Origin of the sequence: Zwartia lucis (assembly GCF_965234455.1) — a bacterium.
Classification (GTDB): domain Bacteria; phylum Pseudomonadota; class Gammaproteobacteria; order Burkholderiales; family Burkholderiaceae_B; genus Zwartia; species Zwartia lucis.
Genome location: NZ_OZ248474.1, coordinates 373,422 through 398,422 on the forward strand (window position 1 = coordinate 373,422; position 25,001 = coordinate 398,422).

Consider the following 25,001-nt stretch of genomic DNA (forward strand, 5'->3'; position numbering starts at 1 on the left):
CCGCATTCGCATCAAATATAAAAATATGCTCAACATCGTGATTCTCGCAGCCGGTCAAGGCAAGCGCATGCAGTCCAACCTTCCTAAAGTGCTTCACCCGATTGCTGGTCGTGCAATGTTGTCGCACGTATTGGATGCAGCCGAGTCGCTTTGTGCCCAAGGGATCGCTGTCGTTGTGGGGCATGGCGCAGAACAAGTGCAGAAAGCATATGCGGAACATCCTGGATTGCAGTTTGCCTTGCAGCAGCCCCAACTGGGGACGGGACATGCTGTATTACAAGCCGTCCCACTTCTGAAGGAGGATGGCGATCACGATGTGACCATCGTTCTTTATGGCGATGTGCCACTGGTCCAGCCAGAAACCTTGCGGGCTCTGTTGACTGCGCGCGGAGAAGGCTTGGCCGTTTTGACGGAAATCCTCACGGATCCAACAGGCTATGGTCGCATTGTGCGTGATGCGCAGGGGCAGGTTTTTGCCATCGTTGAGCACAAAGATGCGAATGCAGAACAGAGAGCAATCAATGAGGTCAATACGGGAATTGTGGCGGCGCCGACACGTATGCTTAAAGCATGGCTTTCTCGGCTGACCAATCAAAACGCGCAAGGCGAGTACTACCTGACAGATATTATTGGCATGGCGGTTGCGGATGGCTTGTCTGTCAATGTCGCGCACCCTGCGGCTGCGTTTGAAACGCTGGGTGTCAATAGTCGCGCCCAACAAGCGCAGCTCGAGCGACTCTGGCAAATGGAGTTGGCGAGACGTCAGCTTGAGGCAGGTGTGACCTTGGCCGATCCCGCGCGCATGGATGTCCGTGGGACGCTGACGTGTGGACCAGATGTATTCATTGATGTGGGCTGTGTATTTGAAGGGATCGTGACCTTGGGAGAGGGAGTAAGGATTGGCCCGCATTGCGTACTTCGGAATGTGACCCTCGGCGCGCGCACGCGCATCGAAGCCTTTAGTCATTTAGATCAGACGCAGGTCGGGGCGGAGGCACAGATTGGTCCCTACGCGCGCTTGCGACCCGGTGCAGTATTGTCAGACCAAACGCATGTCGGTAACTTTGTGGAAATTAAAAACTCCGTGATTGGTAAAGAAAGCAAAGCCAATCATTTGGCCTATATTGGTGATGCGGATGTGGGTGAACGGGTCAATATTGGTGCGGGAACCATTACGTGTAATTACGATGGGGCCAATAAGCATCGCACTACGATTGAAGACGACGCTTTTATTGGTTCTGATACCCAATTGGTGGCGCCTGTTCGAGTGGGGCGTGGTGCAACGGTTGGGGCGGGCACGACGCTGACGCGTGATGCACCCGCACATCAGCTGACGGTGACGCGCACGAAGCAGACCTCGATTGAGGGTTGGAAGCGCCCCGTTAAAAAAGTCAAAGCATGAGCGAAGTCAAAGTAGACAAGCCAGGCGAGGCCATTGAGGGTTTGCCGCCTAGAAGGCGTGCCCTGGCAGCGTTGGCGCTAGCACTCGGACTCATGTTGGCGGTGTTGGATGCCACCATGATTAATGTGGGCTTGCCTTCTATTGCAGAGAGTCTCAACGAATCTGCCTCGAATATTGTGTGGGTGGTCAATGCCTACAGCCTCACTGTTGCAATGACCTTGTTGCCGATGGCAGCGATTGGTGAGCGGATCGGTTTTAAGCGCTTGTTTTACTACGGGTTGGTGACCTTTATTTTGGCGGCACTTGCGAGTGCGCTCGCACCGAATTTACCTGCTTTGCTGATCAGTCGAATTTTTCAAGGGCTCGGTGGCTCCGCGATCATGTGTTTATTTGGCGCACTCGTGCGTCATATTTATCCACCTCATTTGATCGGTCGCGGCATTGGACTCAATGCGTTGACTGTTGCAGTGTCCTCCGTACTGGGACCTACCATCGGGTCATTTATTTTGTCACTGGCGACATGGCATTGGATCTTTTTCTTTAGTGTGCCGATGGGGCTACTGACCTTGTTAGGCGTTCGCTACTTGCCTGATGTTGCACCAATCCAGTCGCGCTTTGATTGGCAAGCGGCCATGCTGAGCATGACCACAATTGGTTTGTTTATTCTTGGCATCGATTATTTGCTTGAAGCGACTTGGCACGGCATCGCACTGATTGCGATTTCCATTCTAATTGGAACGGCCTTAGTCCGTCGTTCGAGCAAGCAAGCGGCACCGCTGGTACCGGTAGATTTGTTTCGGATCCCTGCGTTGCGTTATGCACTTGCGGCATCGGCCAGCACCTTTGCGGGTCAGATGGCGACCTTGGTGTCGTTACCCTTTTATTTGCAAATTACGCTTGAGCGCTCGCAATTGTCCGTAGGATTGTTAATGGCAGGTTGGCCTGCTGGCGCTGGGGTCATTGCATTGATTGCTGGCCGTTTGTCTGATCGTTATTCGGTGGCCTTGCTAAGTGGTTTGGGTGCGGGAACGATGGCATTTGGTTTGCTATGCGTGGTCTTGATGCCTGTATCGATTGCGGATGGGTGGTTATTCACCGCGATGCTCATTTCAGGGGTGGGGTTTGGATTTTTTCAGACACCCAATAATCGTGTGTTGATTGGTTCTGCTCCACGTCATAGAGCGGGCGCACTGGGCGGTTTGCAGGCGACAACAAGGGTCTTTAGCCAAAGCTTTGGTGCGGCGGTTGTGTCGTTAGTCTTTAGCTTGGGTTTAATTTGGGGGCCGATGCTTGGGCTCTTAGTCGCGATTTTCTTTTCGCTGGTCGCTGTGACAGTGAATATCGTTCGTCATTACTCGGTACCCAACAGTAAATTGGGGATTTAAAAGCGCGCTTTACACCCGCGTTACACCCACTTTACTCCCGTGTATTTATACAATAAAATACAGTTGTATGCATATCAACGAATATATTCGGCGTTGGCAGAGGTCAGGCCAGCCATTAACATGCGTGGAGACAAATAATGAGTGAATATGACGTGATCGTAGTTGGCGCAGGAAACGCCGCTCTTGCCTCAGCCGTATCTGCAAAAGAAAACGGTGCCCAGCGCGTTCTAGTGCTGGAAAAAGCACCTCGTGAAATGCGCGGCGGCAACACGCACTGGAGCGGTGGTGTGTTACGTTTCGCTTTTGATGATCCCCGGGAAATTGGTCCTCTACTACCAGGCGTTGAGGAAGAATACGAAGATTTTTATTCAGGCATTCAGCCATACACCAAAGACGATTTCCACGGGGATCTGATGCGCGTAACCTCTGGGCAGACCGATCCAGAGTTGTCGCGACTTCTAGTTAATAATTCCAAGGACACCGTTTTCTGGATGAGTACGGTCGGTAAGATCCCAATGGAGCCGTCCATCACGTTGACGGGTGTTCGAAAGGGTAATCGTATTGTTTGGGCGCGTGGTTTAGTTGTGCGTGCTGAGCATGAAGGTGTTGGACTTTCGCGCAGCTGGTTTGCGACCTGCGAGCGTATGGGCATTGAAGTTCGTTATGGTGCCGCAGTCGTCGGCCTTCTTCAAAACGCACAGGGTGCGGTTGATGGTGTGAGAGTGCGAGAGGAAAGTGGCATCTCTGAGCTGCACGCAAAAGCAGTCGTGCTAGGTTGTGGTGGCTTTGAGGCAAACGTGCAGATGCGTACGCAGCACATTGGACCCTTGGTCGGTGCAGCAAAGGTTCGTGGCACACCGCATAATCAGGGCGATGGACTCCGTATGGCGATGGGTCTTGGTGCGATGCCGTGGGGGCAGTGGAGTGGCTGTCATGCCACGCCGATCTCCGCGGACTGGGGTAATTTTGCACCAAGGGAGATGACCGATAAAAGTAACCGTTTGAGTTACTTGTACGGCGTCATGATTAATCGAACGGGTCGCCGTTTTGTAGACGAAGGTGCCGATGGCGCTATGTTTACGTATGCGAAGTATGGTCGCGCTATTCTGGCCGAACCCGGCGCCAAGGCATATCAGTTGTTTGACTCCCAAGTCGTCCATCTGCTTGAGCCAAGATATTCAACGAGTGATCCAATCACCTCAGACACCATCGAGGGACTGATTGAGCAGCTTGACATTGATGACAAGAAGCAAGCACTGAAGACGGTGCTCGAATACAACGCTGCAGCTAAACATGCTTCTGAGGGCTTCGATCCCTCACAAAAGGATGGGCTGTCGACCAGTGGTTTAGCTTTAGAGAAAACCAATTGGGCAACCAAGCTGGAAAAAGGTCCGTTTTATGCCTATAGCGCAACAGGTGGTATCACCTTTACTTTTGGTGGGCTACGTGTCGATGAACAAACGCGCGTGATCGGCACAGACTGGCGTCCAATAACGGGTCTCTACGCTTGTGGTGAAATGATCGGCGGCCTTTTTTATGATAACTATCCTGCTGGAACGGGACTCGTTTCCGGCGCGACCTTTGGTCGAATTGCGGGTCGAATGGCGGCTTCCTTGAGCAGCAGTCAGGTAAAAGTAAAAGCAGCCTAAGGGTGCAAAAGGGGATTCATGATGGGAAAGTCTGAGCAAGGCCTGACGTTAATCAATCGGCTGGCTGCCTTAATTTGTAATTTTGATACCGGTCTGATCAACGAGCAGGCAATCAGTCTGTCCCGTGCAGCCATTATTGACACGCTTGGTGTGACGCTTGCGGGTGTTGGGGAGCCGTGCGTCGCAAACCTGCTCAAGACGCCTGGCATTGCCACTGCACCTGGTCAATCGACAGTATTTGGTACTGACAAAAAGACGTCGGCACTGGATGCTGCGTTCATCAATGGTGTGGGCTCCCATGCACATGACTACGATGACTTTAGCCAGCCGATGGGGGGGCATCAGTCTGCACCCCTGGTCGCACCGTTGTTTGCGTTAGCCGAAGAGCGTGGAAAGTCTGGGTTGCAGTTGATCCAGTCTTACGTGGTCGGGATTGAAACTGAAATTCGAATTGCACGCGCCGTGAATTTTTACCACTATGACCTAGGTTGGCATCCAACAGCCACGCTTGGGATCTTTGGTGCGGTCGCTGCGTGCGGTCACCTCATCGGACTGAGCGAGGAAAAAATGTCGGTGGCGCTTGCGATCGCGGCGTCATTCTCTTCCGGACTGAAATCGAACTTTGGGACGATGGTCAAACCACTGCATGTCGGACAAACAGGGCGTAACGGCCTCTTGGCAGTTTTGCTTGCCGAGTCTGGTTACGACGCAAATCCTGAAACCTTTGAGCACAAGCAGGGTTTTTTGAATGTGTTTAACGGCACTGGTAATTACAATGCAGAACTGATGTTTGAGGATTGGGCGAATCCTCTTGAGGTGCTGAGCACCGAGATGGGCTTGAAGCAGTTTCCCTGCTGCGGCAGCACCCATCCCGCCATCACCATGATGCTTCAGTTACGCAAAGAACATACGATTGATCTTGAAAAGATTAAGAGCGTTGAGATTCTGGTGCACAAGAGAAGACTTCCTCACACATATAACCCGAACCCAATGACTCCGCTCGAGGCGAAGTTTTCTGTGCAGTACGCCGTGTCTCGTGCGCTTGTGTCTGGAGCGGTACGTCTGGGTGATTTTGAGGGCGAGGCACATTTCGATAAAAAAGTGCGCGAGATTATGGCTAAAACGACGGCCGCGCCACATCCAGATATGGCAGACGACTCGCCAGAACAGTTTGGGGCCGAGGTGAGCATCACGATGCAAGACGGTCAGGTCCTGATGCGTAAAATTAGTAATCTTGTGGGTCGTGGTATTTCTTACCCAATGACAAATGAAGAAATATGGGAAAAGTTTAACGACTGCGCAGAAACGGGTGGTATGCCACGTGCAGATATTCCTCCCCTGTTTGAGCGGCTCGAAACGCTTGAAAAAGCGCCAGATATTCGAGCGGTAGCGCGTCTGATGCTCAAGAGAGCATTGCCTGGTCAGGGTGCGCCCGCAAAGGGTGATATCGATACCGCTGGAGAAAAAGGTCACCCCAACGTGTTGCAAGAGACCTCATGGGTGCCCTAAAGCACTTTGCAGAGATGCACCTCTTAGCGATGCACCTAGTAGAGATCTCCTGAGAGGGTTAAACCCGATCGCAAGCTTCTGCTCGAGTTCCCCCCGTCAGTGTTTTATTGCTGTCGGGGAAGCAGATGGATATCTGCCGGTCCGAACGTCACCATGATGTCAGTGCCTGTTCCGAATTCAGTCTGATGTGTCACGTTCATTGGCACGCCATGCACGCTGATGGCATATTCAATATGTGGACCCATATATTGCACATGATCGATCGTTCCACGTAAGGCGTTGACGTGGCCACGTGAGGCAGTTCCATCAGGCAACTGGATATCGAGGTGCTCCGAGCGCAAGACGGCGATCCGTTCTTCCCCCTCTTGACCGGTGACGGACTCCTCAAGCGTGAGCGCCGAGCCATCAGGTGCAAACCAGTGTTGACCTTTGTATGTCACTGTGAGAAAGTTCGCAGCGCCAATAAATTCAGCAGTAAATCGTTTGTTAGGTCGCCGATAAAGTTTACGCGGTTCGCCCTCTTCGATGATATGACCACTATCCATGACGATGATCCGGTCCGACATGGAAAGCGCCTCGGCCTGATCGTGCGTCACATAAACCGCGGGGATGGCCAGCTCCTTTTGAATTCTGCTGATCTCGGCTCGCGTACGATCGCGTAGGCGTGCATCTAAATTAGAGAGGGGTTCGTCAAACAAAAGAACTTTGGGCTTTCCCACAATCGCCCGTGCAAGGGCAACGCGCTGCTGCTGGCCACCAGAGAGCTCTGAGGGCTGACGATCGCCCATGCCCGTGAGGCCAACAATATCGAGTGCCCATATGACCGCTTGTTTTGTCTCTGCTTCTGAACCACCACGCGCGACCAGGGGGAAAGCGATATTTTCAGCGACCGACATATGCGGCCAAATAGCGTAAGACTGAAAAACCATCCCAAGATTGCGTTCATGGGGTGGAGCAAAAATATCCTTTTCTGGCTGCGACACGACTTGACCGTCGATTTCAATGATGCCACCATTGGTCCGCTCTAGACCTGCGATGCAGCGCAGCGTGGTTGTCTTACCGCAGCCACTTGGGCCAAGCAAGGTCACGAACTCGCCATCTGCGACGTCGAACGAAATGCCATGAACAATCGTTGTTTTATCGAATGCCTTGATGAGATTACTAACCCGAATTCCCATAATGAATCTTTCCTAGCGATGAGGTGTTATGTTGCTTTAGGTGTCTTGTTGCGTTCGAGAAGCTTGAGCGAGGGTCGGCGTTTGGTCAGTAACATGAGCAGATACATGGAGAGGAAAACCACGATCATTCCTACCAGCGAGAGTGAGCTGGCGAGCCCCCAGTTTGCTTGTTCAAAGAAGGACCAAATAGACGTGGACAATACGCTTGTCGAGGCTGTGTAAAGTAGAACAGCTGAGGCTATTTCTCGGAAAAACGCCATAAATAAGAGAAAGTAAGCACCCTGAAGCGAAGGCATGGCAAGTGGCACCAGGATTTTCTTGATGCCCTGCAGTCGTGTCGCGCCTGAGGTCCACGCAGCCTCCTCAAGGCTCTTGTCGATCTGTACCATCCGTCCGCCAACTGTTTCGGTTGCGTAAGACAAAAAGCGTGTAATGAAAGAAATGATTAGTATGGAAAGCGTGCCGTAGATCGGCAAGGGCAGATACGCATAGGCCCACAACAAACCCAGACCGATGACGACGCCAGGTACACCAAAAGGCAGACTGGCGATGAAGTCAAGGGCGCGATATCCTGGCGGGCGGTGGCGTAGCGTGAAATAGCTCACGAACGATGCCAAACCGACACCGATCATTGCGCCAAGGCCTGAAACAATCAAGGTATTCCAAAAGGAACGAAGCGTGGAGCTTGATTCGAACAGAAAGACGTAATTGCGCAGCGTATACGCCCCTTCGAAAGGGTTAGCGCTGAAGTATTTCAGTACCGACACGTACGCGAGGATAATCACAGGCAGAATCAAGGCAAAGAGGATATAGCCCCAGCATAAGGTATTGGCAGCCCACTTCCATTTGCCCAGAGAGATGAGCGTGAGTCGACCCGCTTTTCCGGTGGTGACTGTGAGTCGGCTACCGCGTGCGATGCGTCGTTGCAGCCAGATGGCAAAGCCAGTCAACGCACTCAGCGTCAGGCCGATGGCCGCGGCCAGACCATAGTCGGGTGGTGGAAAGCTGACCAGCAAGTACAGCTGGGTGGCCAACACGGTAATGCGGCCAGGGATACCCATCAAGGCCGGAATTGCAAACTGCTCGATGGAGAGAATAAAGGTCAAGACAAGGCTTGAGGTGATGGAGAAACTCAACAGAGGAAGAGTGATTCTTCGCAAAACATTAAAAGGCGTGGCACCAGCGGCTCTTGCCGCCTCTTCAAAGGTAGCGTCGATTCCTAAAATCGGTCCGCGCATCATCAAATAGACAAAAGGAATCTGATGAAGGACGGTCACGAAAATCATGCCAGATTTTGTATAGGCGTCAACCTTTAGACTGACAATCCCGATGCTTTCGAGGACCCCGTTAATCAGGCCTCCTGGCGAACCAATAATGATCCACGCCATTGCAAGAATAAAAGAGGGAAGAAAAAAACTAAGGCTCACTAATGCTGTAACGATCGTGCCCCCCCGAAAGTCTGTGCGATGCACGACAATGGCAATCGCCGTACCAATGATTGAAGCGATGATTGCTGACGCGAGGCCGATAAATAATGTAGTGTAAAAAGTTCCGATGACACCGCTAGAAAAAAGAGCGATCCAATTATCAAGCGTCCAGTGTCCTGCAAGCCCTGGAGCCGCGTTGCGCAAACTGCCATAAATTAATGCGCCCAAAGGAATGGCGACAAGTAACGCGACAACCATAAAGGTGATCAGGTAAATGGCACCAAGTATTCGTCCACCGTCAAAGATACTGGCATTGCGAAATATCGGAACCACAGGCGTGCGTGCCATCGGCTCCGACACACTATTCATATTATTCATTTCAACCATCCGAGCAGGGTGACGTCAGCCCTGCAAGCCGCGGTGCGGACTTGCAGAACCTGTACAAGCAGCGTTTATTGAATACCGAAGGTGGTGCGCCAGTGATCAACGATTTCTTTTTGCTTTGCTGCTGGCAAGAGCTCAAGGCCATCGATGGTGTTTGGCAAGGAGGCGGTGGCGGGGAGGTGAGACATCGGAGGCGCTCCGTTGCGAGTCACAGGTAAACCCGCAAAGTCTTGGAGATAGCGTTGACCTTTATCACTCATCAGCCAATTTGCGAGAACTTTACCTGCATTGATGTTCGGTGCTTTTTCGGCAACAAACATGTATCCCAGCGAGAGTGTTGTGCCTGACTTTGGATAAACGATACCAATGGGCGCACCATCCGCAAGCGCGACGTTGACGGGTAAGTCGGTGATTTCGGCTACGTGCACATCGCCTCGGATGACTGCCTGGAGAATGCCACCAGAGCCTTCGAAGAAGCGCACATTATTTGCTTTAAGCTTTGCAGCGGTATCTCCGAGGCCGATCTTTTCCCAATACGCAACGATGCCTTGAATTGAAACGGAACGCCAAGGTGGATTCATTCCAATCTTGTCCTTCCATTTGGGATCAAATAAGTCTACCCATTCTTTTGGGGCGTCTGCCGGTTTGACACGCTGCTTATTCCAAATAATTGCCTCGCGCGCAGTTTGGACGTTGAACAACATATCCTTGCCTTCGTAATTGACCGCGGGAGGAAAGAATTTGAGTTCGGGAGGCGCCCATTTAGCCATCCAGCCAGCTTTCATTCCATCAAAAATACGTTGATCAGGAAAAGTGATCAACACATCAGCGATATTTCTTCCAGAGGAAAACTCCGTGCTGAAACGCTGAATCAGTGGGGCGCTGCCTAAACGGGTCATCTCTATTTTGATCGCGGGATGAGCTTTACGAAATTCGTTTGCCAAGCGCTCTGCACCGGCGGGATTCAGGTTGTGATATAGCATCACCTTGCCCTCTTTGCGCGCGGCGGCTTCAATGGCGGGCCAGTCGTTCGACTGCGCCATGGAAGTGACGGGTAAGAGTAATAGTGCGCCACAGAGACTTAACGCCAATCTTCTAAACCGTGACTTAAGAGTTTGGTTACCTGAGCTCTTTTCAGGATCGGGGCAATAGTGGCTTGTCATTTCGTTGTCTCCAGAAGTCAATTAGCCTGGTTAAGCTGCGTACCAGTTTTAGTTGTTATATGATTTTGTAAAGCATAGCGTAATACGTTGCTGAGACGCATAGGATTTTTATAAACCCTTCTCTTTACAAACAGGAGCATCTTTGCGAATACGGAGACGGTTGTCAAGGAATACCCGTCATAATCGTAAGTTCTTTACGTCTAGCGGACCATATTTTTGTTTCGCTGAGTTTTTTACTTAAGGCAGATGGTTTTTTTCGTTATTACCCTTGGCTAGGCAGCGCAATAGCGTTGAAATTTGAATGTGTTCGGCGGGTTGTGCCAGCATATCCCAAAAAGCTTGGTTATCTTCGGAAGACAACTGTGCGTCCAATAAGCCGCGTGATTTATCCTCGATGTCTTTGGGCAAAATAGGCCGTGACCAGCTGCCCAGTGGCGCAGCGCAGCGCTGAAAGACTTGAGAGCCGTCCTTGAGTGTGACGGTCACATCTACATACATTGAGTCAAAACGACCAGAAATTTCGGAAGTCTGTGTCAGATGGGTATTGACTAACAGACTCACGACATCCGCCGAGAATCTCCTTGCGTCCGTAAAGGAAGCAAGGTTGACTTTGTGATCTAAGAGCGCGACGACTGCGCAGTATTGCAGTGAGAACTTTCCATCAAGGCCTGAATTCGGAGTTGAACGATCAATATACGGCATGACAGGCGTGACAATTTCGACCGTTTTAATTGTTGAGGGATCGGCGATACGGCTGCGACAGTCAAGCGCTGCGGTGATGACGAAATGCGTTGCGTACTGCGAGGGAAATAGTTTCCAGGCGGGACCAGGGTTGAGCGCCCGACCGATTAAAAGCGGCGCATGTAAATGGCTGGCATCAAAGCGCTCGCCGAAATACGCTTGTCCATATCCTCGCGGTCCGGCAAGGGGGTCTAAATCAGCCGTAAAGCCTTTTTCAGCCAGTAGCGCTGCCTCAAGACCACTGCGACTGGCATCACCACAATGCAACGCTTTAGTCATTGAGCCAACATTGGCGAGAATCCCGCTGGCGCGTGAAGACGCAATCCCTACGGCAGCAACCAACTGATTCTCATCCAGCCCTAAAAAATCACCACAGGCGATGGCGGAGGCGAGTGGGCCAACCACCCCGGGCGGATGCAGGCTAAGCTCTCGAGGTTCAATTTGTCCGGAGGACAAGCGCAAGCGTCCTTGTGCTTCGATGCCTTTAAGCAGCGAGCGCATTAAACGCGCGCCTTGAGGCCCAGCGCCTTGTGACTCACGAAACTCGGCCAGTGCGAGCAAACCTGGCAGGACGCAGGAGAGCGCGTGATTAGGTGGGTTCCACATCGGCTCGTAGTCGAGTACATGCATCGACATGCCATTGATCTGCGCAGCTTGGGAAAGAGAGGTCGTGAAGCCCTGACCAATGACGGTCGCCATCGAACTGTTGCCCTGCTCCCGCGCAAGCTCACCGGCAAAACGCGGGCCCGGCTCGTGTGCGCCGGCAAATGTTACCGACAGACCATCCATCAGAAATAGACGAGCAGCCCCAAGAAGCTCGGGACTGTCTGGTTTCCAGTCGTGGATCAGAGAAACAAATTTGCGGGTCATGTTGGCATTAGGCGTGCTGTCTAAAAAACTCGAAGTCCTCACAGTCTTGGCTCGTGCAAGTGGAAGTCTGTGAGCTGTTGATAAGCATGCGCGACATTTAATAGATTGGCTTCGGAGAAGGGAAAACCTACGAGTTGAAAGGACAATGGCAGACCCAGTGGATCAAAGCCACAGGGAATACTGAGGGAAGGCAGCCCGAAGAGATTGATCGGCCGGGTGAGTGTGGTGAGCCTGCCAATCAGTGCGCGTACCTTATCCCCGCTGCCATCAATGTCAGTCTCGGCAATTGACGGCACTCGACCACACATGACAGGCATTTGCAGCACATCAATATTGGCCATCGTCGTGAATAAAAATTGTTCGGTGAGTTGTTTGCGTAAACGCATCGCATCAAGATAATACGTGGCAGGAATAGTGAGGCCAGCCTCGATACGGCTACGGACTTGTGGTGAATAGTCCTGAGGTCTATTCTTGAGCCATTCTCGATGCATGGTTGCCGCTTCACACTTGACGATTGTTTCGGCAACAAAGAAAACAGCTCTCATATCGGGCATTTGGACGGGTACGATCACTGCACCCAGTTCACACAAAACAGCGAGGCTCGTTTCTAAGCCCGTGACGACCTCAGACTCGATTGGATAAACAAGAGAGTCGAGGGAGGGCACACCAACTCGCAAACCTTTGATGGATTGACCTAGGGTGGCGAGATAATCAGGCACGTGATGAGCGCTTGCCGTCGAGTCATTTTGATCCGCACCGGCAATCGCATTCATCATGACCGCGCAGTCCGAGGCTGTTCGTGCCAGGACGCCTACGTGATCGAGACTCCAGGAGCGCGGCATGGCTCCGTAGCGACTCACACGGCCGTAGGTGGGCTTGAGGCCCAGAATGCCATTGGCGGCAGCAGGCAGTCTCACAGAGCCGCCTGTGTCTGAGCCTAGCGCGCCGTAGACGAGCCGAGCTGAAACGGCAACACCTGAACCGCTAGAAGAGCCGCCGGAGATGTGATCACGATTGTAGGCATTACGACAATGCCCGTAGTGAATGTTGTGGCCTGTAGGACCCGCTGCGAATTCGGACATGCCGAGGCGACCGACTTGAATAGCACCTTCCTGATCCAGGCGACTGAGTACGGTTGCCGTTGTTGAGGCGACCCAGTCACGGCGAATTTCAGTGCCTCCAGTGGCGCCCACGCCTGGTCGATAAAACATGTCTTTGTGGGCCAGAGGTACGCCATACATGGACCCTTGGGCCTTGCCACCTGCTGCGAGATGGCGGTCGCAGGCGCGAGCGTGTTCAAGCGCGGCATTGCCGTTGATTTCTACGAAACAATTTCGAGACGGCTGCCATAGCGCAATACGGTCAAGGCAAGCTTGAACGGCTGATTCAGAGGTGACTTCACGCTTGGCGATAGCAGAGGCCAGGGTAGTGAGACTGAGATTGAGAATGTCCTGACTCATTTTGCGGCCTTTTCCAACAAAGTAATAAAGCCAGAAGGTTCGTCATCGAAGGACAGTGCCACACTAGCGCGACGGATTTCTTCACGCAGTTGACCGACCTCAGCCGCGAGCTCTTCTGCTCTTTTTAAGGTGAAGTCAAAGTCTTGCGTGTGTTTTGCAAATTTTTGTACGAGCTCGCCATCATCCATGTTGTTCTCCATTGTGTGACTTTTCCGTTATCTGTTTTGAAACTGTTTATTCAAGCCCTTTACGACCAATAAAAAGCTTGCGAAGTATTGAGTCTTTTATCTGAGGCACCATCACCAAAATAACAAGAATCCAGATGACTGCCGCGATGGGGCTGGAAATGTAGACGAGTAGATCGCCTCGGCTCATAAACAGGGCTTCTCTCATGTGCTTTTCAATTAAAGGACCAAGCACCAATCCGACAACGAGTGGCGCGAGCTGAAAATCAAGCTTTCTAAATACATAGCCGATCAGACCAATAAACAGCAGCACATAGACATCAAGCATACTGTTGCGAACGCTATATGAACCAATCACTGCGACAAGCAAGATCATTGTGAGCAGGATGTGGGAGGGAATCCGCAGAAGGCTTACCCAAACGCTAATCATCGGAATATTTAAAGCCAGTAGCATCACATTACCAATTAGCATGGACGCGATTACACCCCAGAAAATTTCAGGATGATCTGTCATGAGCAGAGGCCCGGGTTGTACGCCATACACCATCATGGCGGCCATCATGAGTGCAGTGATCGCACCGAAGGGCATACCAAGCGACAGAAGCGGCACCATCGAAGAAGTCGCTGCGGCATTATTCGCAGTTTCCGGCCCAGCAACACCCTCAATTGCGCCTTCGCCAATTTCATCACGATATTTTGAAACTCCCTTTTCAAGTCGATAGGAAGCAAAACTCGATAGGGTCGCTGAAGGGCCAGGCAATAAGCCAAAAATAAAACCGACGATCGTGCCGCGACCAAAGGGTGCCCAAGAGCGCCGAAGCTCCTCCCTGGTGGGTAACATGTCACGCAAACCAACGGCCACTGGTAAGGGCTGACTTTTAATACGCTCCACTAAAAACATAATCTCAGTGATGCCGTACAAACCAACGACGAGAGGGACAAGATCGACCCCTTGACTGAGGTCGTTAAAACCGAAGGTGAAGCGGTTCATTGCCGTGACGGCTTCTTCACCAACTGTGCTTAATACCATGCCCAAGCCCATTGGTAAAATACCTGCGGCAAACGATCCGCCAGAGATTCTGGAGAGAAGGAGTAAGCCACCCGCTGTGAGAGCAAAAAATTCAGCCGGTCCAAACATGATGCCAAGCTGTGCGAGAGCAGGAGAGAACAGCATGACACCGATGACGGAGACAGTGCCGCCGATAAAAGAGCCAATCGCGACGATCGACAGAACCCCACCCGCTCGGCCCCGTTGGGTGAGCTTGTAGCCATCGATACAGGTGACGACAGAGGAAGACTCGCCCGGCATGTTGACAAGAATGGCCGTTGTAGAACCACCATATTGAGCGCCGTAATAAATGCCTGCCATCATAATCAGTCCCGCAGTGGGCGGGAACGTGAAGGTAATCGGTAGCAAGATGGCGACGCCTGCGACAGGACCGAGTCCTGGCAGGACGCCCAAAGCCGTACCTGCGAGTGCACCAAAGAGTGCTGCAAGCAGGTTTTGAAAAGTGAAGACAACGCCAAGGCCATGCAGTAAGCCGGAGATCGGATCCATCGGTGCGGTCCTCTTTTAAAATGCGAAGATGCCAACTGGCATAGGTAACATTAAAAAGCGCACAAACAGAAGATATGCAGCACCTGCCATGAGTAACGCGTATAGAGCGACCCGCCAAATACTGAGGCTCGACAGTGCTCTAATCAGTACAAAGCAAAAAAGAGTGCTGCTCACGAGCTGCCCGAGTATTGGAAGAAAAATTAAGTAGGCGAACATGCCACCCAGCACCACTAAGAGCCGCTTCAAATCGCTTCCAGTAGGCAGTTCCACGCTCTCGCTTTTACGGATTTTGAAGCCTTCCCACAATGCCGACACACTGCCCAGTAGTAAAAAAAAACCAGAGATCACAGGAAATACGCCAGCACCGGGCTGACGTATTCTTCCCATTGGCATTTGGAAGGAAAGGGCGAGGTAAAAGGCGGATAGACAAATGCCGATCGCGCCTACTACGATATAACCCTTGCTACGACTCCATTGCGTTGATTGCATGGCGTGGCCTTTGGTCATCGATTATTTTTTATCCATCCAGCTAAGCAGCTCGGTGAACATTTTTGCTAAATCGGTCAGGTATTGACTCGTGCCAGCAGAGTCTTTTGTGTCGATGACGAAGCCACTTCTGTTGGCGAACTCGATAAACTCTGGTGACTTAACAGCCTTAAGTGATGCGTCAACAAGCTTGGCTTGGACATCCTTTGGTAAGCCCTTCGGAGCAATAATACTGTAGCTTGCAGGCAATGTTGCATCGTAACCTGCATCGAAAGTCGATGTGGCTTCAGGTGCCAAGATATACTTTCCTTTTGTAAATACCGCCAGCACACGCAGCTTGCCGGCGCGAACTTGAGCCGCAGTATTCGGGCCGTAGCCCATCGCGCCTTCAATGCGACCACCTAACAAGGCTACGAGCGCTTCGCCTCCACCGCCAGTGAAAGGAATGGTGTCGAGTTTGATATTTGCTGCTCGGTTGAGTTGTTGTGCAGCCAGATCGGCGATGGACCGCACACCTGAGACGCCGATCCTGAGTTTATCTGGATTTTTCTTGGCATCCGCGAGAAAATCTTCAAACGTTTTCCAGGGGGCGTCGGCTCTGACCACCAACATGGCAGGCACGAAAGCAAGATTCATAATGGTGGTGTAGTCTTGTGTCGACTTATAGGCGAGGCCTTTGTTGACAATTGGCTGATAGGCAAGCGCGGCACTATCGCCGAGTCCGATGGTGTAGCCATCGGGCGCTGCGCGAACGATCGCATTGGTGCCGATCGTCGCAGAGCCACCAGCCCGATTGATGATGTTCACTGTTCCAGGAAGCACCTTGGCCAGTTCTGCGGCAAACGCCCGGGACAATGGATCGGCTGAACCACCTGGATTAAAGGGAACAATAAATGAAATATCTTTATTGGGATATGTTTGAGCGTTTACTGAAAATGCCACTACCAGCAAAGCTGTCGCGACAGAAACACCCCGGAGTATCGTGTTCAAAATTTGATTCATGTCAGCACCTTCAAGTTTGTGTAAGCGTTGAGCTGTTAGCGAAATACTAAATAGAAGAAAGGACTCGTCACATCAAAATCAGAAGCTTTAATCTAACTGCGGATGCATGCGATGCCAATTGGTCGCGCTTTCAAAAGCGGCTCCTGCGCGCAATACAGTACGTTCGTCAAAATAGCGACCCACCAACTGCATGGAAAGCGGAAGCCCAGACTTGCTGAGCCCACTCATGAGCGCAAGTGCGGGGTGTCCAGTCAGATTAAAAATAGTGCGAGCATGACGAGAATAGGTTCTCAAAAGCTCTGGCGCATCATCTATGCGGCAGGCCGGCTCCATCGAGTTGGCGCAAAGTAAAACATCGTAGTCGCGCAACATATCATCGACGTCTCGTATGAACTGGCTCCGACGCTGCATTGCATGCACATAATCGGCAGCTGAAAAAAACGCACCAGCAAGAAGCTTGCGACGAGAGGTTTGCGCATAACTTTCAGCGCGGGAAGAGAGCCACTTGGCATGCACGCCCCAGCCTTCGGACATTTGAATGACTTTTTGAACGGCCGCCATCTCGTTAAACTGGGGAAACTCTACCTCTCGGACTGTTGCGCCTAATTCTTTAAAGGTGTTTGCGGCTGCATTCAAGGCCATGATGACTTCAGGGTCAGCGATCATGTCGCGCTCGTGAATGTTTCTGATAAATCCAATGCGCAGTCCAGTGACGCCTCGCTTAAGGTCGACCGCAAAGGATTCTTGAGGATTTGACTGCGGAGTGACCAGCGTATCGAGCAACAACGCTGCGTCTTCTACGGAGCGGCACATCGGACCCACGTGATCTAAAGAGAACGAGAGTGGGAATACCCCCTGACGAGAAACCAACTCGTAGGTCGCTTTCAGGCCAACGATACCGCATGCTGCCGCTGGATTCCGTATCGAACCGCCCGTGTCGGTTCCTAAAGCCAAAGGCAAGAAACCTGCAGCGACAGCCGTGCCAGAGCCGGAGGATGAGCCGCCAGGGTGATGATTGAGATTCCAGGGGTTGCGGGCGGGGGGGAAAGGCAGATCAAAGGAGGGGCCTCCTATGGCGAATTCGTGTAGAGCTAATTTCCCAAAAATGATTGCACCGGCCGCCCTCAGGTTGCGGATCACTGCAGCATCTGTTTTAGCGACATGATCAAGCATTAGTGCAGAATGACAGGTCGTCACCTCCCCTGCTACGTCAATAATATCTTTGATTCCAATCGGCACGCCGTGTAAAGGGCTCTTTTGTTTGCCGGCACGGATATCTTTTTCTGCCTGTTGTGCCGCATCGATTGCGCCTGTGCGATCAATACTAATAAACGCATTGCAATCTGGGTCTAGCTTATCAATCCTAGCGAAGAGATGTTTGATGAGCTCTGTCGGTGAAAAGAGCCCCTCTCTGTAGCCATTTGCAATTTGTGCCGCAGTTAGCCAGTGCATGGCGTTCCCCTCACGCGCATTGGAGGCCAAGGTTCTTGCGTATTGTCTGCAGGCGCAGGCAATGTTGCTCGTATGCGATTGGCTGCATGAACGGCAGCTAAAACATCTTCGGGAAATTGATCAGCGGTCTTTAGCAGTCCCGCAGCATGCAGGATGGGTTCAATCTTTGACAAATCATCAGTTGAGCGCATATAAAAATTTCCCAGCAGGTGTAGAGCTTTGTATACTGAGGGATACAAATATAAATGTCAACCTTGAGTTGAACAGAAAAGATGAGCGATTCATCTGACTAAATAGGAGGCGAAAGAGATGAAAGAGGTCCGCGTTTTATCCGCTACCGGGATGCTTGGCTCCGGCTTTAAGGAGGACACTATTCGGCGAGCCATGGCGCTCAATCCCCACTTCATTGGTGCGGACTCGGGGTCAACAGACCCAGGTCCGCATTACTTAGGATCTGGGGATAGTATGTTCTCGAGCGCAGCATATAAGCGCGATCTCAGACTGATGCTGCTAGCTGGTCGTAGCGCAGGTATACCGGTGATTGTGGGATCGGCGTGCACCTCGGGATCCGATATCCATCTTGAGCGGTTGCTAGGGATTACCCGCGAGATTGCGCGGGAGGAAAAACTGTCTTTCCGCTTAGGTGCGATACACAGTGAACAAAGTAAAGATTACTTAAAACAAAAATTACGTGACGGAAAAATCAGGCCGTTAGAAAATGCGCCCCATTTAGATGAGGAGGTGATTAACCGTAGCACACATATTGTTGGAATGGCCGGCGCGGAGCCATTTATTGAGGCGCTCGACAACGGTTGTGATGTCATTATCGCGGGACGATCAAGCGACACGTCGATTTTTGCTGCAGTCCCAGTCATGCATGGCATCAATCCCGCCTCAGCCTGGCACGCGGCCAAAATTATGGAGTGTGGTGCGGCCTGCATGGTTCAGAGAAAATATCCTGACTGCAACTTTGCCATTGTGCGCGATGATCATTTTATTATTGAAGCGCCGAACCCTGATTTTTACTGTGATCCTGAAAGCGTCGCTTCGCATAATTTATACGAGAACGCATCGCCTTATGCGTTGATCGAACCTTCGGGCGTTCTTGATACACGTCAAGCACGTTATGAGGCCATCTCGGATCGCGCAGTCCGTGTGTCGGGCAGCACCTTTCGAAAGTCAGATCAGTACACCATTAAGCTAGAGGGCGCCGAGCTTGCTGGGTATCAGTCGATCATTATTGGAACGGTCCGAGACCCCCTGATCCTCAGACAACTAGACCCATGGCTTGAGCAGTTGCTCATCACTGCAAAACAGCGCATCGAAGGCATCTATGGCGCAGGCATTGAAAAAAAATACAGGTTGGATCTGCGCGTCATCGGAAAGAATGCAACGATGGGGAGCATGGAGCCGGTGCATACGATTGGGCACGAAGTGGGCTTGCTATTTCAAGTGACGGCAGAGACTCAGGAATTAGCGACTTCGTTGATGAAATCCGTCAGTCATATCGCTGTGCACTTTCCGATTCCGGAGTGGAGTGGCTTGATTACCTCGATCGCCTATCCCTATTCACCAGCCGAAATTCAACGCGGCGCAATGTATCGCTTCAATATGAATCACGTAGTAATTCCGGAAAATCCGCTTGAAATGTTTCCAATTGAATACTCTGAGGTGAGGTTCTAAAAATGAAACTTTGGGAAATGACGCGGCTCATACGTAGTAAAAATGCAGGCCCCTTTGAGCTAACGTTTGATATTATTTTTAAAAATACAGCGGGCTACGAAAAAGTGCGCGATGCAAAAGTTATTTCTGCACGCTGGGTCGCCAACACGTATGGCGTCCAGGAGTCTTTGGTGAACGTGATTGAATACCCTGCGGCGAATGCCATTAAAGTCACCATTCCGCGGCCTGTGATTTCTGGCGACATCATGGACTCCGATGTGTATGGAGGTCAACAGCACGGCCCCTTTGTAGAGCTTGAAATTGTTTGATATCAACTGGTTGAGCATCAAACGTACGCATCAATTTGTTAAATATTCACTTTGTGAAATCTGGAAGCCAACATGACCACATCAAATTTGACAACAGGAACACCCAAGACCCATACGTCCGTCACGAATCCAGCGGAAAGTCTTGCTCACTTTGCCTATGCGGCTCAGTTTAAACATTTGCCGGCGGATGTCATCGAACGTGCGCGCCTACATATTCTGGATGGGGTAGGTTTGGCGTTGGCTTCGCATACGCAAGAGTACGCTCCGGTTGCGTTAGCAGGTATCGAAGCGATGAGTGGGCCTGGCGTCAGCACAGTGATTGGTACACGCACACAGTATTCGGCAAGAGATGCCGCTTTAGCAAATGGCTTGTTGGTTCATGGTTTGGATTATGACGATACGCACCCGATGAGTATTGTACATCCCACTGTCGCAAGCTTGCCGACGGCATTTGCGATTGGTGAGCAAGTGAATGCGAGCTGGGAAGAGGTGCTGTGTGCTTATGTGGTGGGAGTGGAGGCTGCAATTCGTTTAGGTGCCGCCGTCAAAGGCGGTTTCCACCATGTGGGTTTTCATGCAACGGGAATCGTGTCTCACTTTAGCTCCGCCCTCGTCGCGGCCAAGCTGATGGGAATGAATGCTCAGGCGATGTGGAGCGCGCAGGGCATTACCGCTAGCACCGCTTCTGGCGTTCAGGTGTTTTTGGAGGAGGGGGCTTGGACTAAACGATTTCATCCTGGCTGGGGGGCTGTGGCTGGCATTACTGCAGCGCATTTGGCAGGCAAAGGGTTTGTTGCGCCTTCTCGACCGTATGAGGGCCGTTTCGGTCTGTTTGACACGCATTTGCATGGTGCGCCTACGGACATCGAATTGATCAGTAAAGGTTTGGGTACTGACTGGCAGATGCTTGGAACCGTGATCAAACCTTACCCTATTTGCCATTTCATCCATGGCTGTGCTGATGCAGCGATAGACATGTTTGAAGAGGTCAAAGACCGTATCGAAGAGATCGAGCAGATTGTGGCGTTATTGCCGGAGCCTACGATGCATATTGTGGCAGAGCCGATCGAAGAAAAACAGAATGCTACGACGGATTACGAGGCCAAATTCAGTACGCCGTATGTTGTGGCGGTGTGTCTGCTGAGAGGCTACTTTGGTTTGCCTGAGTTAGATACGCAGACGCTTCAATCTAAACAAGTGCAGCAGCTTGCTAAAAAAGTGGTGTGTGAATCGGATCCAAAGTCAGAGTTCCCTCGGTATTTTTCAGGGGGCGTTACGGTCAAATTTAAAGATGGCAGTTCAGTGACACGCTATGTGCCAGTCAATAAGGGCGCGGGCTCTCGGGCACTGACACGGGAGGACATCTCTGAGAAATTTATGTCTAACGCAATGATGCATCTGACCAAGGATCAGGCGCTGACTGCACAGGCGTTGATCTTAGATGGCACCACACTCAAAGTGAGTCAGGTGCTTCAGGCTTTACAAAAATAAGCTCATCAGCGGGCTCCGCCCTAAGACGTCATGAGATAGGGCACATGAGGCACATGGAGCACGCAGCACGACTATTTGGACACGATCAGACGGCGGATCCGCATTTTCTGTGAAGCGTAAATATGTTCTCGTAACACCTTTTCTGCCGTTTCAGGATCATGTTTCTTGATGGCACTCACGACAGCTCCGTGCTCTTTGACTGTATCCTTGACTCGTTTTTGGTCCGTCAGCGTCGTGTTGCCCAAAAGAGTCAGCGTGTCGTGAAGGGTCTTGAGCATCTTGATCAAGTAGCGATTGTGGCTGCAGTTGTAGAGGAGTTCGTGAAATTGGCGATTACTGCGCGCGAGCTGTTGATCATTCCCCACGGAGTCGGCATATTGTTCGCACATATCCTCGAGCAGAGAGATTTCAACATCGGAGGCATGTTGCGCCGCGAGTCGTGCTGCAGTCCCCTCAAGGACTTCTCGCATGAAGTACAGCTCGGTAATCATGTTGTAGTCGAGTTCGGCCACCATGATGCCAAGTGTCGCGTCATGCACGACCAGACCTTCGGCCTCTAGGCGAGCCAGCGCTTCGCGTATAGGCGTGCGACTCAGGCCTATCATGTCGGCGAGATCTACTTCACGCAAACGATCCCCCGGCATCAGCTTTTGTGCTGCTAACGCTTGTCGGATATAACGATAGGCTCGTTCGCCGCGCGGTAAGTCTTCGCCATCGTTGGCTTGCGCGTGCGTCATTTTGGTACGGGTGGCTTTGGACTTATTCATCTGGCCATTGTATCAATGCTAGATTGAGTGACGGGTAGTTTTCTCTATAGTTTATGAAGGGGGCTCTTATGCATCTGTTTTGCGACTTGTGAGTCCGGGAGAAAAGGATGCTCAGCATTAATTACATTTTCGGGCCGGCCAGCTAAAAAAGCTTTTAGATTTGCCAGTGATTTGGTGTAGAACTCCTCCATATTTTCTTGAGTCACAAAGCCGATATGCGGGGTGGCGATCACATTTGGCAAGTAACGGAAAGGGTGCCCTTGAGGTAGAGGCTCAATAGAGAAGACATCTAGCCCAGCACCACCGATGCGTTGTTCCGTCAGCCCTTTTATTAGGGCTTCTTCGTCCACGATCTGGGCGCGCGATGTGTTGATCAAGAATGCGCCGGGCTTCATGTGTTCGATTTCTTGCGTGCCAATCAGTCCTAGGCTTCCATCTGTCAGCGGGTGGTGGATCGTGATGACATCCGAACGCGCGACAAGCATTTCTTTTGTGACGCATTGCACACCGTGTGCCGTCGCACGCTCTTGTGTGAGGTTGCGGCTCCAGGCGATGACTTTCATGCCAAAGAGTTGGCCGATGCGCGCGACAGGAATCCCCATATTTCCCAAGCCAATAATCCCGAGTGTTTTGCCCGCCAGTCCGACGCCGACGGTTGTCTGCCAGCCTCCCGCGCGAAGCGACCCTGTTTCCTGAGGAATTGCGCGAAACAAAGCCAGAATGAGCGCCCAAGTGACCTCAACCGTTGTTTGATGTTGCGCATCAGTTGTGCTCACAACAATCCCCAGCTCATCGGTCGCCTTGAGGTCGAGCGATCGGGCATTGCGCATGCCGGTCGCAAGGATGAGTTTGAGGCGCGGGAGCCGAGTTAATACAGAGCGGGGGAACTCGGTACGCTCTCGAATGCGCATGACGCAGTCAAAGCCATAGAGACGCTCGACAAGCTCATCTTCGTCATAGACGTGATCCTTAAAGGCGACGACAGAAAGTCCTGGGATCTGACTCCAGTCGACAATTTTGTGTGCGACGCCTTGGTAGTCATCCAGGATTGCGAGACGTATTTCGCGAGTCTGATCGGTCACTTTCAAGCTCCGTAATGATATAGAAATTTTCGGGTCAGGGATTACTGTGTCATCTGCAAGATAGATTTGCCGATCGATTTTCTGGATTCTAGTGCATGGTGCGCGGCACAGACATCGCTCAGATCGTAAACATATTGAGGTGAAACGCAGAGTTGTTCAGTTGCCCAAAGATCGAACAGCTTTTGAGAGCGCTCGATGAGTTCGGCGCGTGTGCCGATGTGATCGTTTAATCGCGGTCTGACAAAGTAGAGGGAGCCTGCGTTGGCGAGTCGCATAGGATCGATTAAGCCCAGCGCGCCAGAATTCGCTCCGTAATGAATAAACAGGCCCTTTCTTTTTAGAGTTTTTAGGCTCGTATCAAAAAGCGCAGGCCCCACTGAATCAAACAATACATCGACCCCTTGACCATTTGTATATTCAGCGACGGAGTTGAGTATGTTTTGAGGATCATCAAGTGAAACATAGTCCGCGCCTGCAGCTCTGGCACGAGCGCATTTTTCAGTGGAGTTCGCAGTCGCGATCATCCGAATTTTTTGAAGTTTTAGCATTTGAATCAGGTTCTGCGCGACCCCACCAGACCCAGAGTAGATGAGACAGGTATTGCCTGGTTCCAATCGACTGGTGTCATAGGCGAGGTAGTGTGCAGTTAAGCCCTGAAAATAAGCGGTCGCCGCCAGCTCAAGACCTATTGCGTCCGGTAACACAACAAGCTTGCTCGCAGGAACGACAGCAAAATCCGCATAGCTGCCGCGTGACAAGCAAAAAACAACGCGATCGCCTAATGTAAAGCCATCGACGTCCTCGCCTAGTGCCTCAACCCAACCAGAACCCTCCATCCCTAGCGTCAAGGGTAATTCTGAGGCGTAGGGTGAGTTGCCTGCATAAGCGCCCCTTCGGGTGTACACATCCATAAAGTTGACGCCAGCATAGGCAATTTTTACTAATACTTCACCGTGTCCTGGTTTTGGCATTGCAACAGAATTGAGTGATAGCTGTTCAGTACCGCCATATTGGGTAATCTGAACCGCTCGCATTTGTATCATTTCCAGCCACCGCCGCCGCTCACATACACCGTATCAGCTGTCATATATTCGCAAGCGTTTGAACACATAAACAGTGCGAGTTCTGCGATTTCTTCCGGTTGCCCAATACGGCCTAAAGGAATGTCGGCAGCAAATTTATCAGACATTTCCTTGGTTGTGTTTGAGGCGGCTTGAAAGGCGGTTTCTATGGGGCCTGGAGATATCGATAGGCATCGGATCCCCCGACTGGCGAACTCTCGTGCAACCCCAAGTGTGAGTGTATTGACGGCACCTTTGGCAGACGCGTAGTGGACGGACGTCCCAGGACCGCCGCGTTTTTGCGCCATGCTCGCCATGTTGATGATGACGCCATGCTTATTTTCCAGCATGTTCGGTAGCACTTCCTGAATCGCGTAAAACGTGCCTTTGAAATTTAAGTTAAAGGTTTTATCCAGCAACGCGTCATCAATATCAAGAAAGCTACAGCGATTGATCGCAGAGCCTGCCGAATTCAGCAGAAAGCTTATTTTTCCAAAAGCCTCGATGCCTTGTTTGACAAGTGCGCGAACTTCTAGCCTGGAGGTCACATCGGTATGAACATAGACTCCCTTGGCACCCGCTTGTTGTACTAATGCCAGTGTTTCAAGGCCAAGTTTGTCGTCGACATCGCTACAGACAACATTTGCTCCCTGCTTGGCAAAGAGCACCGCTGTAGCACGACCAATACCGCTTGCGGCACCGGTAATGAGGATTGTCTTTTTCTCAAAATAATCATCAAATCTTCTGCTCATCTGAGA

22 protein-coding genes are annotated in these 25,001 nt (G+C 51.5%); 7 read left to right on the top strand and 15 right to left on the bottom strand.

Annotation, left to right across the window (positions count from 1 at the left end):
• The first annotated feature begins 25 nt into the window (after positions 1 to 25).
• From glmU to AC8GE9_RS12580, 4 genes are all read left to right on the top strand, one after another.
• Positions 26 to 1,402 carry a bifunctional UDP-N-acetylglucosamine diphosphorylase/glucosamine-1-phosphate N-acetyltransferase GlmU gene (gene glmU, locus AC8GE9_RS12565; protein ID WP_506677484.1) on the top strand — a complete coding sequence of 459 codons (1,377 nt, stop codon included), beginning with the start codon at positions 26 to 28 and terminating at the stop codon, positions 1,400 to 1,402.
• Entirely contained in the window at positions 1,399 to 2,787 is a 1,389-nt protein-coding gene (locus tag AC8GE9_RS12570; protein WP_506677485.1) for an MFS transporter, read from the top strand. The genes glmU and AC8GE9_RS12570 overlap by 4 nt, the downstream gene beginning before the upstream one ends.
• A gap of 137 nt (positions 2,788 to 2,924) precedes the next feature.
• Positions 2,925 to 4,436, top strand: a complete 1,512-nt coding sequence (gene tcuA / locus AC8GE9_RS12575; protein WP_506677486.1) for an FAD-dependent tricarballylate dehydrogenase TcuA — start codon at positions 2,925 to 2,927, stop codon at positions 4,434 to 4,436.
• A gap of 18 nt (positions 4,437 to 4,454) precedes the next feature.
• Positions 4,455 to 5,945, top strand: a complete 1,491-nt coding sequence (locus AC8GE9_RS12580; protein WP_506677487.1) for an MmgE/PrpD family protein — start codon at positions 4,455 to 4,457, stop codon at positions 5,943 to 5,945.
• A gap of 104 nt (positions 5,946 to 6,049) precedes the next feature.
• Here the strand turns inward: AC8GE9_RS12580 and AC8GE9_RS12585 are convergent, their stop codons facing one another.
• The 11 genes from AC8GE9_RS12585 to AC8GE9_RS12635 form a co-directional block, all read right to left on the bottom strand.
• Positions 6,050 to 7,123, bottom strand: a complete 1,074-nt coding sequence (locus tag AC8GE9_RS12585) for an ABC transporter ATP-binding protein (RefSeq protein WP_506677488.1) — start codon at positions 7,121 to 7,123, stop codon at positions 6,050 to 6,052.
• Positions 7,124 to 7,149: 26 nt separating this feature from the next.
• On the bottom strand, positions 7,150 to 8,928 hold the full coding sequence (locus AC8GE9_RS12590; protein WP_506677489.1) for an ABC transporter permease: 1,779 nt from the start codon (positions 8,926 to 8,928) through the stop codon (positions 7,150 to 7,152).
• 74 nt (positions 8,929 to 9,002) lie between these two features.
• Positions 9,003 to 10,097, bottom strand: a complete 1,095-nt coding sequence (locus tag AC8GE9_RS12595) for an ABC transporter substrate-binding protein (RefSeq protein WP_506677490.1) — start codon at positions 10,095 to 10,097, stop codon at positions 9,003 to 9,005.
• 237 nt (positions 10,098 to 10,334) lie between these two features.
• A complete protein-coding gene (locus tag AC8GE9_RS12600) occupies positions 10,335 to 11,750 on the bottom strand; it encodes an MmgE/PrpD family protein (protein ID WP_506677491.1) in 1,416 nt (471 codons plus the stop codon).
• The gene (locus AC8GE9_RS12605) at positions 11,747 to 13,168 is read right to left on the bottom strand and encodes an amidase (protein WP_506677492.1); all 1,422 of its coding nucleotides are present in this window, start codon (positions 13,166 to 13,168) and stop codon (positions 11,747 to 11,749) included. The genes AC8GE9_RS12600 and AC8GE9_RS12605 overlap by 4 nt, the downstream gene beginning before the upstream one ends.
• On the bottom strand, positions 13,165 to 13,356 hold the full coding sequence (locus AC8GE9_RS12610; RefSeq protein WP_506677493.1) for a hypothetical protein: 192 nt from the start codon (positions 13,354 to 13,356) through the stop codon (positions 13,165 to 13,167). Before AC8GE9_RS12610 ends, AC8GE9_RS12605 begins: the two co-directional genes overlap by 4 nt.
• Positions 13,357 to 13,402: 46 nt before the next feature.
• The gene (locus tag AC8GE9_RS12615) at positions 13,403 to 14,911 is read right to left on the bottom strand and encodes a tripartite tricarboxylate transporter permease (RefSeq protein ID WP_506677494.1); all 1,509 of its coding nucleotides are present in this window, start codon (positions 14,909 to 14,911) and stop codon (positions 13,403 to 13,405) included.
• A gap of 15 nt (positions 14,912 to 14,926) precedes the next feature.
• Positions 14,927 to 15,418 (bottom strand): tripartite tricarboxylate transporter TctB family protein, encoded by a 492-nt coding sequence (locus AC8GE9_RS12620; protein WP_506677495.1) that lies wholly within the window; start codon positions 15,416 to 15,418, stop codon positions 14,927 to 14,929.
• Positions 15,419 to 15,421: 3 nt separating this feature from the next.
• Positions 15,422 to 16,399, bottom strand: coding sequence for a Bug family tripartite tricarboxylate transporter substrate binding protein (locus AC8GE9_RS12625; RefSeq protein ID WP_506677496.1), 978 nt, complete (start codon positions 16,397 to 16,399; stop codon positions 15,422 to 15,424).
• Positions 16,400 to 16,486: 87 nt separating this feature from the next.
• On the bottom strand, positions 16,487 to 17,851 hold the full coding sequence (locus AC8GE9_RS12630) for an amidase (RefSeq protein ID WP_506677497.1): 1,365 nt from the start codon (positions 17,849 to 17,851) through the stop codon (positions 16,487 to 16,489).
• Positions 17,839 to 18,042, bottom strand: a complete 204-nt coding sequence (locus tag AC8GE9_RS12635; protein ID WP_506677498.1) for a hypothetical protein — start codon at positions 18,040 to 18,042, stop codon at positions 17,839 to 17,841. Before AC8GE9_RS12635 ends, AC8GE9_RS12630 begins: the two co-directional genes overlap by 13 nt.
• A gap of 118 nt (positions 18,043 to 18,160) precedes the next feature.
• Here AC8GE9_RS12635 and AC8GE9_RS12640 point away from each other — a divergent pair, with 118 nt between their 5' ends.
• The 3 genes from AC8GE9_RS12640 to AC8GE9_RS12650 all read left to right on the top strand — a co-directional run bounded on the left by AC8GE9_RS12640 (position 18,161) and on the right by AC8GE9_RS12650 (position 21,333).
• The gene (locus tag AC8GE9_RS12640; RefSeq protein ID WP_506677499.1) at positions 18,161 to 19,534 is read left to right on the top strand and encodes an acyclic terpene utilization AtuA family protein; all 1,374 of its coding nucleotides are present in this window, start codon (positions 18,161 to 18,163) and stop codon (positions 19,532 to 19,534) included.
• A 2-nt stretch (positions 19,535 to 19,536) separates the two neighbouring features.
• Positions 19,537 to 19,842, top strand: a complete 306-nt coding sequence (locus AC8GE9_RS12645; RefSeq protein ID WP_506677500.1) for a DUF4387 domain-containing protein — start codon at positions 19,537 to 19,539, stop codon at positions 19,840 to 19,842.
• A 72-nt stretch (positions 19,843 to 19,914) separates the two neighbouring features.
• Positions 19,915 to 21,333, top strand: coding sequence for an MmgE/PrpD family protein (locus AC8GE9_RS12650; protein WP_506677501.1), 1,419 nt, complete (start codon positions 19,915 to 19,917; stop codon positions 21,331 to 21,333).
• A gap of 71 nt (positions 21,334 to 21,404) precedes the next feature.
• On the opposite strand, the gene AC8GE9_RS12655 is transcribed toward AC8GE9_RS12650, so the two are convergent.
• Genes AC8GE9_RS12655 through AC8GE9_RS12670 form a run of 4 tightly spaced genes read right to left on the bottom strand, consistent with a single transcriptional unit; the run spans position 21,405 to position 24,995 of the window.
• A complete protein-coding gene (locus AC8GE9_RS12655; RefSeq protein ID WP_506677502.1) occupies positions 21,405 to 22,100 on the bottom strand; it encodes a GntR family transcriptional regulator in 696 nt (231 codons plus the stop codon).
• Between the two features lie 44 nt (positions 22,101 to 22,144).
• The gene (locus tag AC8GE9_RS12660; protein ID WP_506677503.1) at positions 22,145 to 23,182 is read right to left on the bottom strand and encodes a D-2-hydroxyacid dehydrogenase family protein; all 1,038 of its coding nucleotides are present in this window, start codon (positions 23,180 to 23,182) and stop codon (positions 22,145 to 22,147) included.
• A gap of 41 nt (positions 23,183 to 23,223) precedes the next feature.
• Positions 23,224 to 24,216 (bottom strand): quinone oxidoreductase family protein, encoded by a 993-nt coding sequence (locus AC8GE9_RS12665; protein ID WP_506677504.1) that lies wholly within the window; start codon positions 24,214 to 24,216, stop codon positions 23,224 to 23,226.
• Between the two features lie 5 nt (positions 24,217 to 24,221).
• The gene (locus tag AC8GE9_RS12670) at positions 24,222 to 24,995 is read right to left on the bottom strand and encodes an SDR family NAD(P)-dependent oxidoreductase (protein WP_506677505.1); all 774 of its coding nucleotides are present in this window, start codon (positions 24,993 to 24,995) and stop codon (positions 24,222 to 24,224) included.
• Between the last annotated feature and the right edge of the window lie 6 nt (positions 24,996 to 25,001).

Coding starts and splice junctions, on each gene's coding strand:
- glmU (WP_506677484.1), top strand. CDS start 26: ATGCTCAACATCGTGATTCTCGCAGCCGGTCAAGGCAAGCGCATGCAG.
- AC8GE9_RS12570 (WP_506677485.1), top strand. CDS start 1,399: ATGAGCGAAGTCAAAGTAGACAAGCCAGGCGAGGCCATTGAGGGTTTG.
- tcuA (WP_506677486.1), top strand. CDS start 2,925: ATGAGTGAATATGACGTGATCGTAGTTGGCGCAGGAAACGCCGCTCTT.
- AC8GE9_RS12580 (WP_506677487.1), top strand. CDS start 4,455: ATGATGGGAAAGTCTGAGCAAGGCCTGACGTTAATCAATCGGCTGGCT.
- AC8GE9_RS12585 (WP_506677488.1), bottom strand. CDS start 7,123: ATGGGAATTCGGGTTAGTAATCTCATCAAGGCATTCGATAAAACAACG.
- AC8GE9_RS12590 (WP_506677489.1), bottom strand. CDS start 8,928: ATGAATAATATGAATAGTGTGTCGGAGCCGATGGCACGCACGCCTGTG.
- AC8GE9_RS12595 (WP_506677490.1), bottom strand. CDS start 10,097: ATGACAAGCCACTATTGCCCCGATCCTGAAAAGAGCTCAGGTAACCAA.
- AC8GE9_RS12605 (WP_506677492.1), bottom strand. CDS start 13,168: ATGAGTCAGGACATTCTCAATCTCAGTCTCACTACCCTGGCCTCTGCT.
- AC8GE9_RS12610 (WP_506677493.1), bottom strand. CDS start 13,356: ATGGATGATGGCGAGCTCGTACAAAAATTTGCAAAACACACGCAAGAC.
- AC8GE9_RS12615 (WP_506677494.1), bottom strand. CDS start 14,911: ATGGATCCGATCTCCGGCTTACTGCATGGCCTTGGCGTTGTCTTCACT.
- AC8GE9_RS12620 (WP_506677495.1), bottom strand. CDS start 15,418: ATGACCAAAGGCCACGCCATGCAATCAACGCAATGGAGTCGTAGCAAG.
- AC8GE9_RS12625 (WP_506677496.1), bottom strand. CDS start 16,399: ATGAATCAAATTTTGAACACGATACTCCGGGGTGTTTCTGTCGCGACA.
- AC8GE9_RS12630 (WP_506677497.1), bottom strand. CDS start 17,851: ATGCACTGGCTAACTGCGGCACAAATTGCAAATGGCTACAGAGAGGGG.
- AC8GE9_RS12635 (WP_506677498.1), bottom strand. CDS start 18,042: ATGCGCTCAACTGATGATTTGTCAAAGATTGAACCCATCCTGCATGCT.
- AC8GE9_RS12640 (WP_506677499.1), top strand. CDS start 18,161: ATGAAAGAGGTCCGCGTTTTATCCGCTACCGGGATGCTTGGCTCCGGC.
- AC8GE9_RS12645 (WP_506677500.1), top strand. CDS start 19,537: ATGAAACTTTGGGAAATGACGCGGCTCATACGTAGTAAAAATGCAGGC.
- AC8GE9_RS12650 (WP_506677501.1), top strand. CDS start 19,915: ATGACCACATCAAATTTGACAACAGGAACACCCAAGACCCATACGTCC.
- AC8GE9_RS12655 (WP_506677502.1), bottom strand. CDS start 22,100: ATGAATAAGTCCAAAGCCACCCGTACCAAAATGACGCACGCGCAAGCC.
- AC8GE9_RS12665 (WP_506677504.1), bottom strand. CDS start 24,216: ATGCGAGCGGTTCAGATTACCCAATATGGCGGTACTGAACAGCTATCA.
- AC8GE9_RS12670 (WP_506677505.1), bottom strand. CDS start 24,995: ATGAGCAGAAGATTTGATGATTATTTTGAGAAAAAGACAATCCTCATT.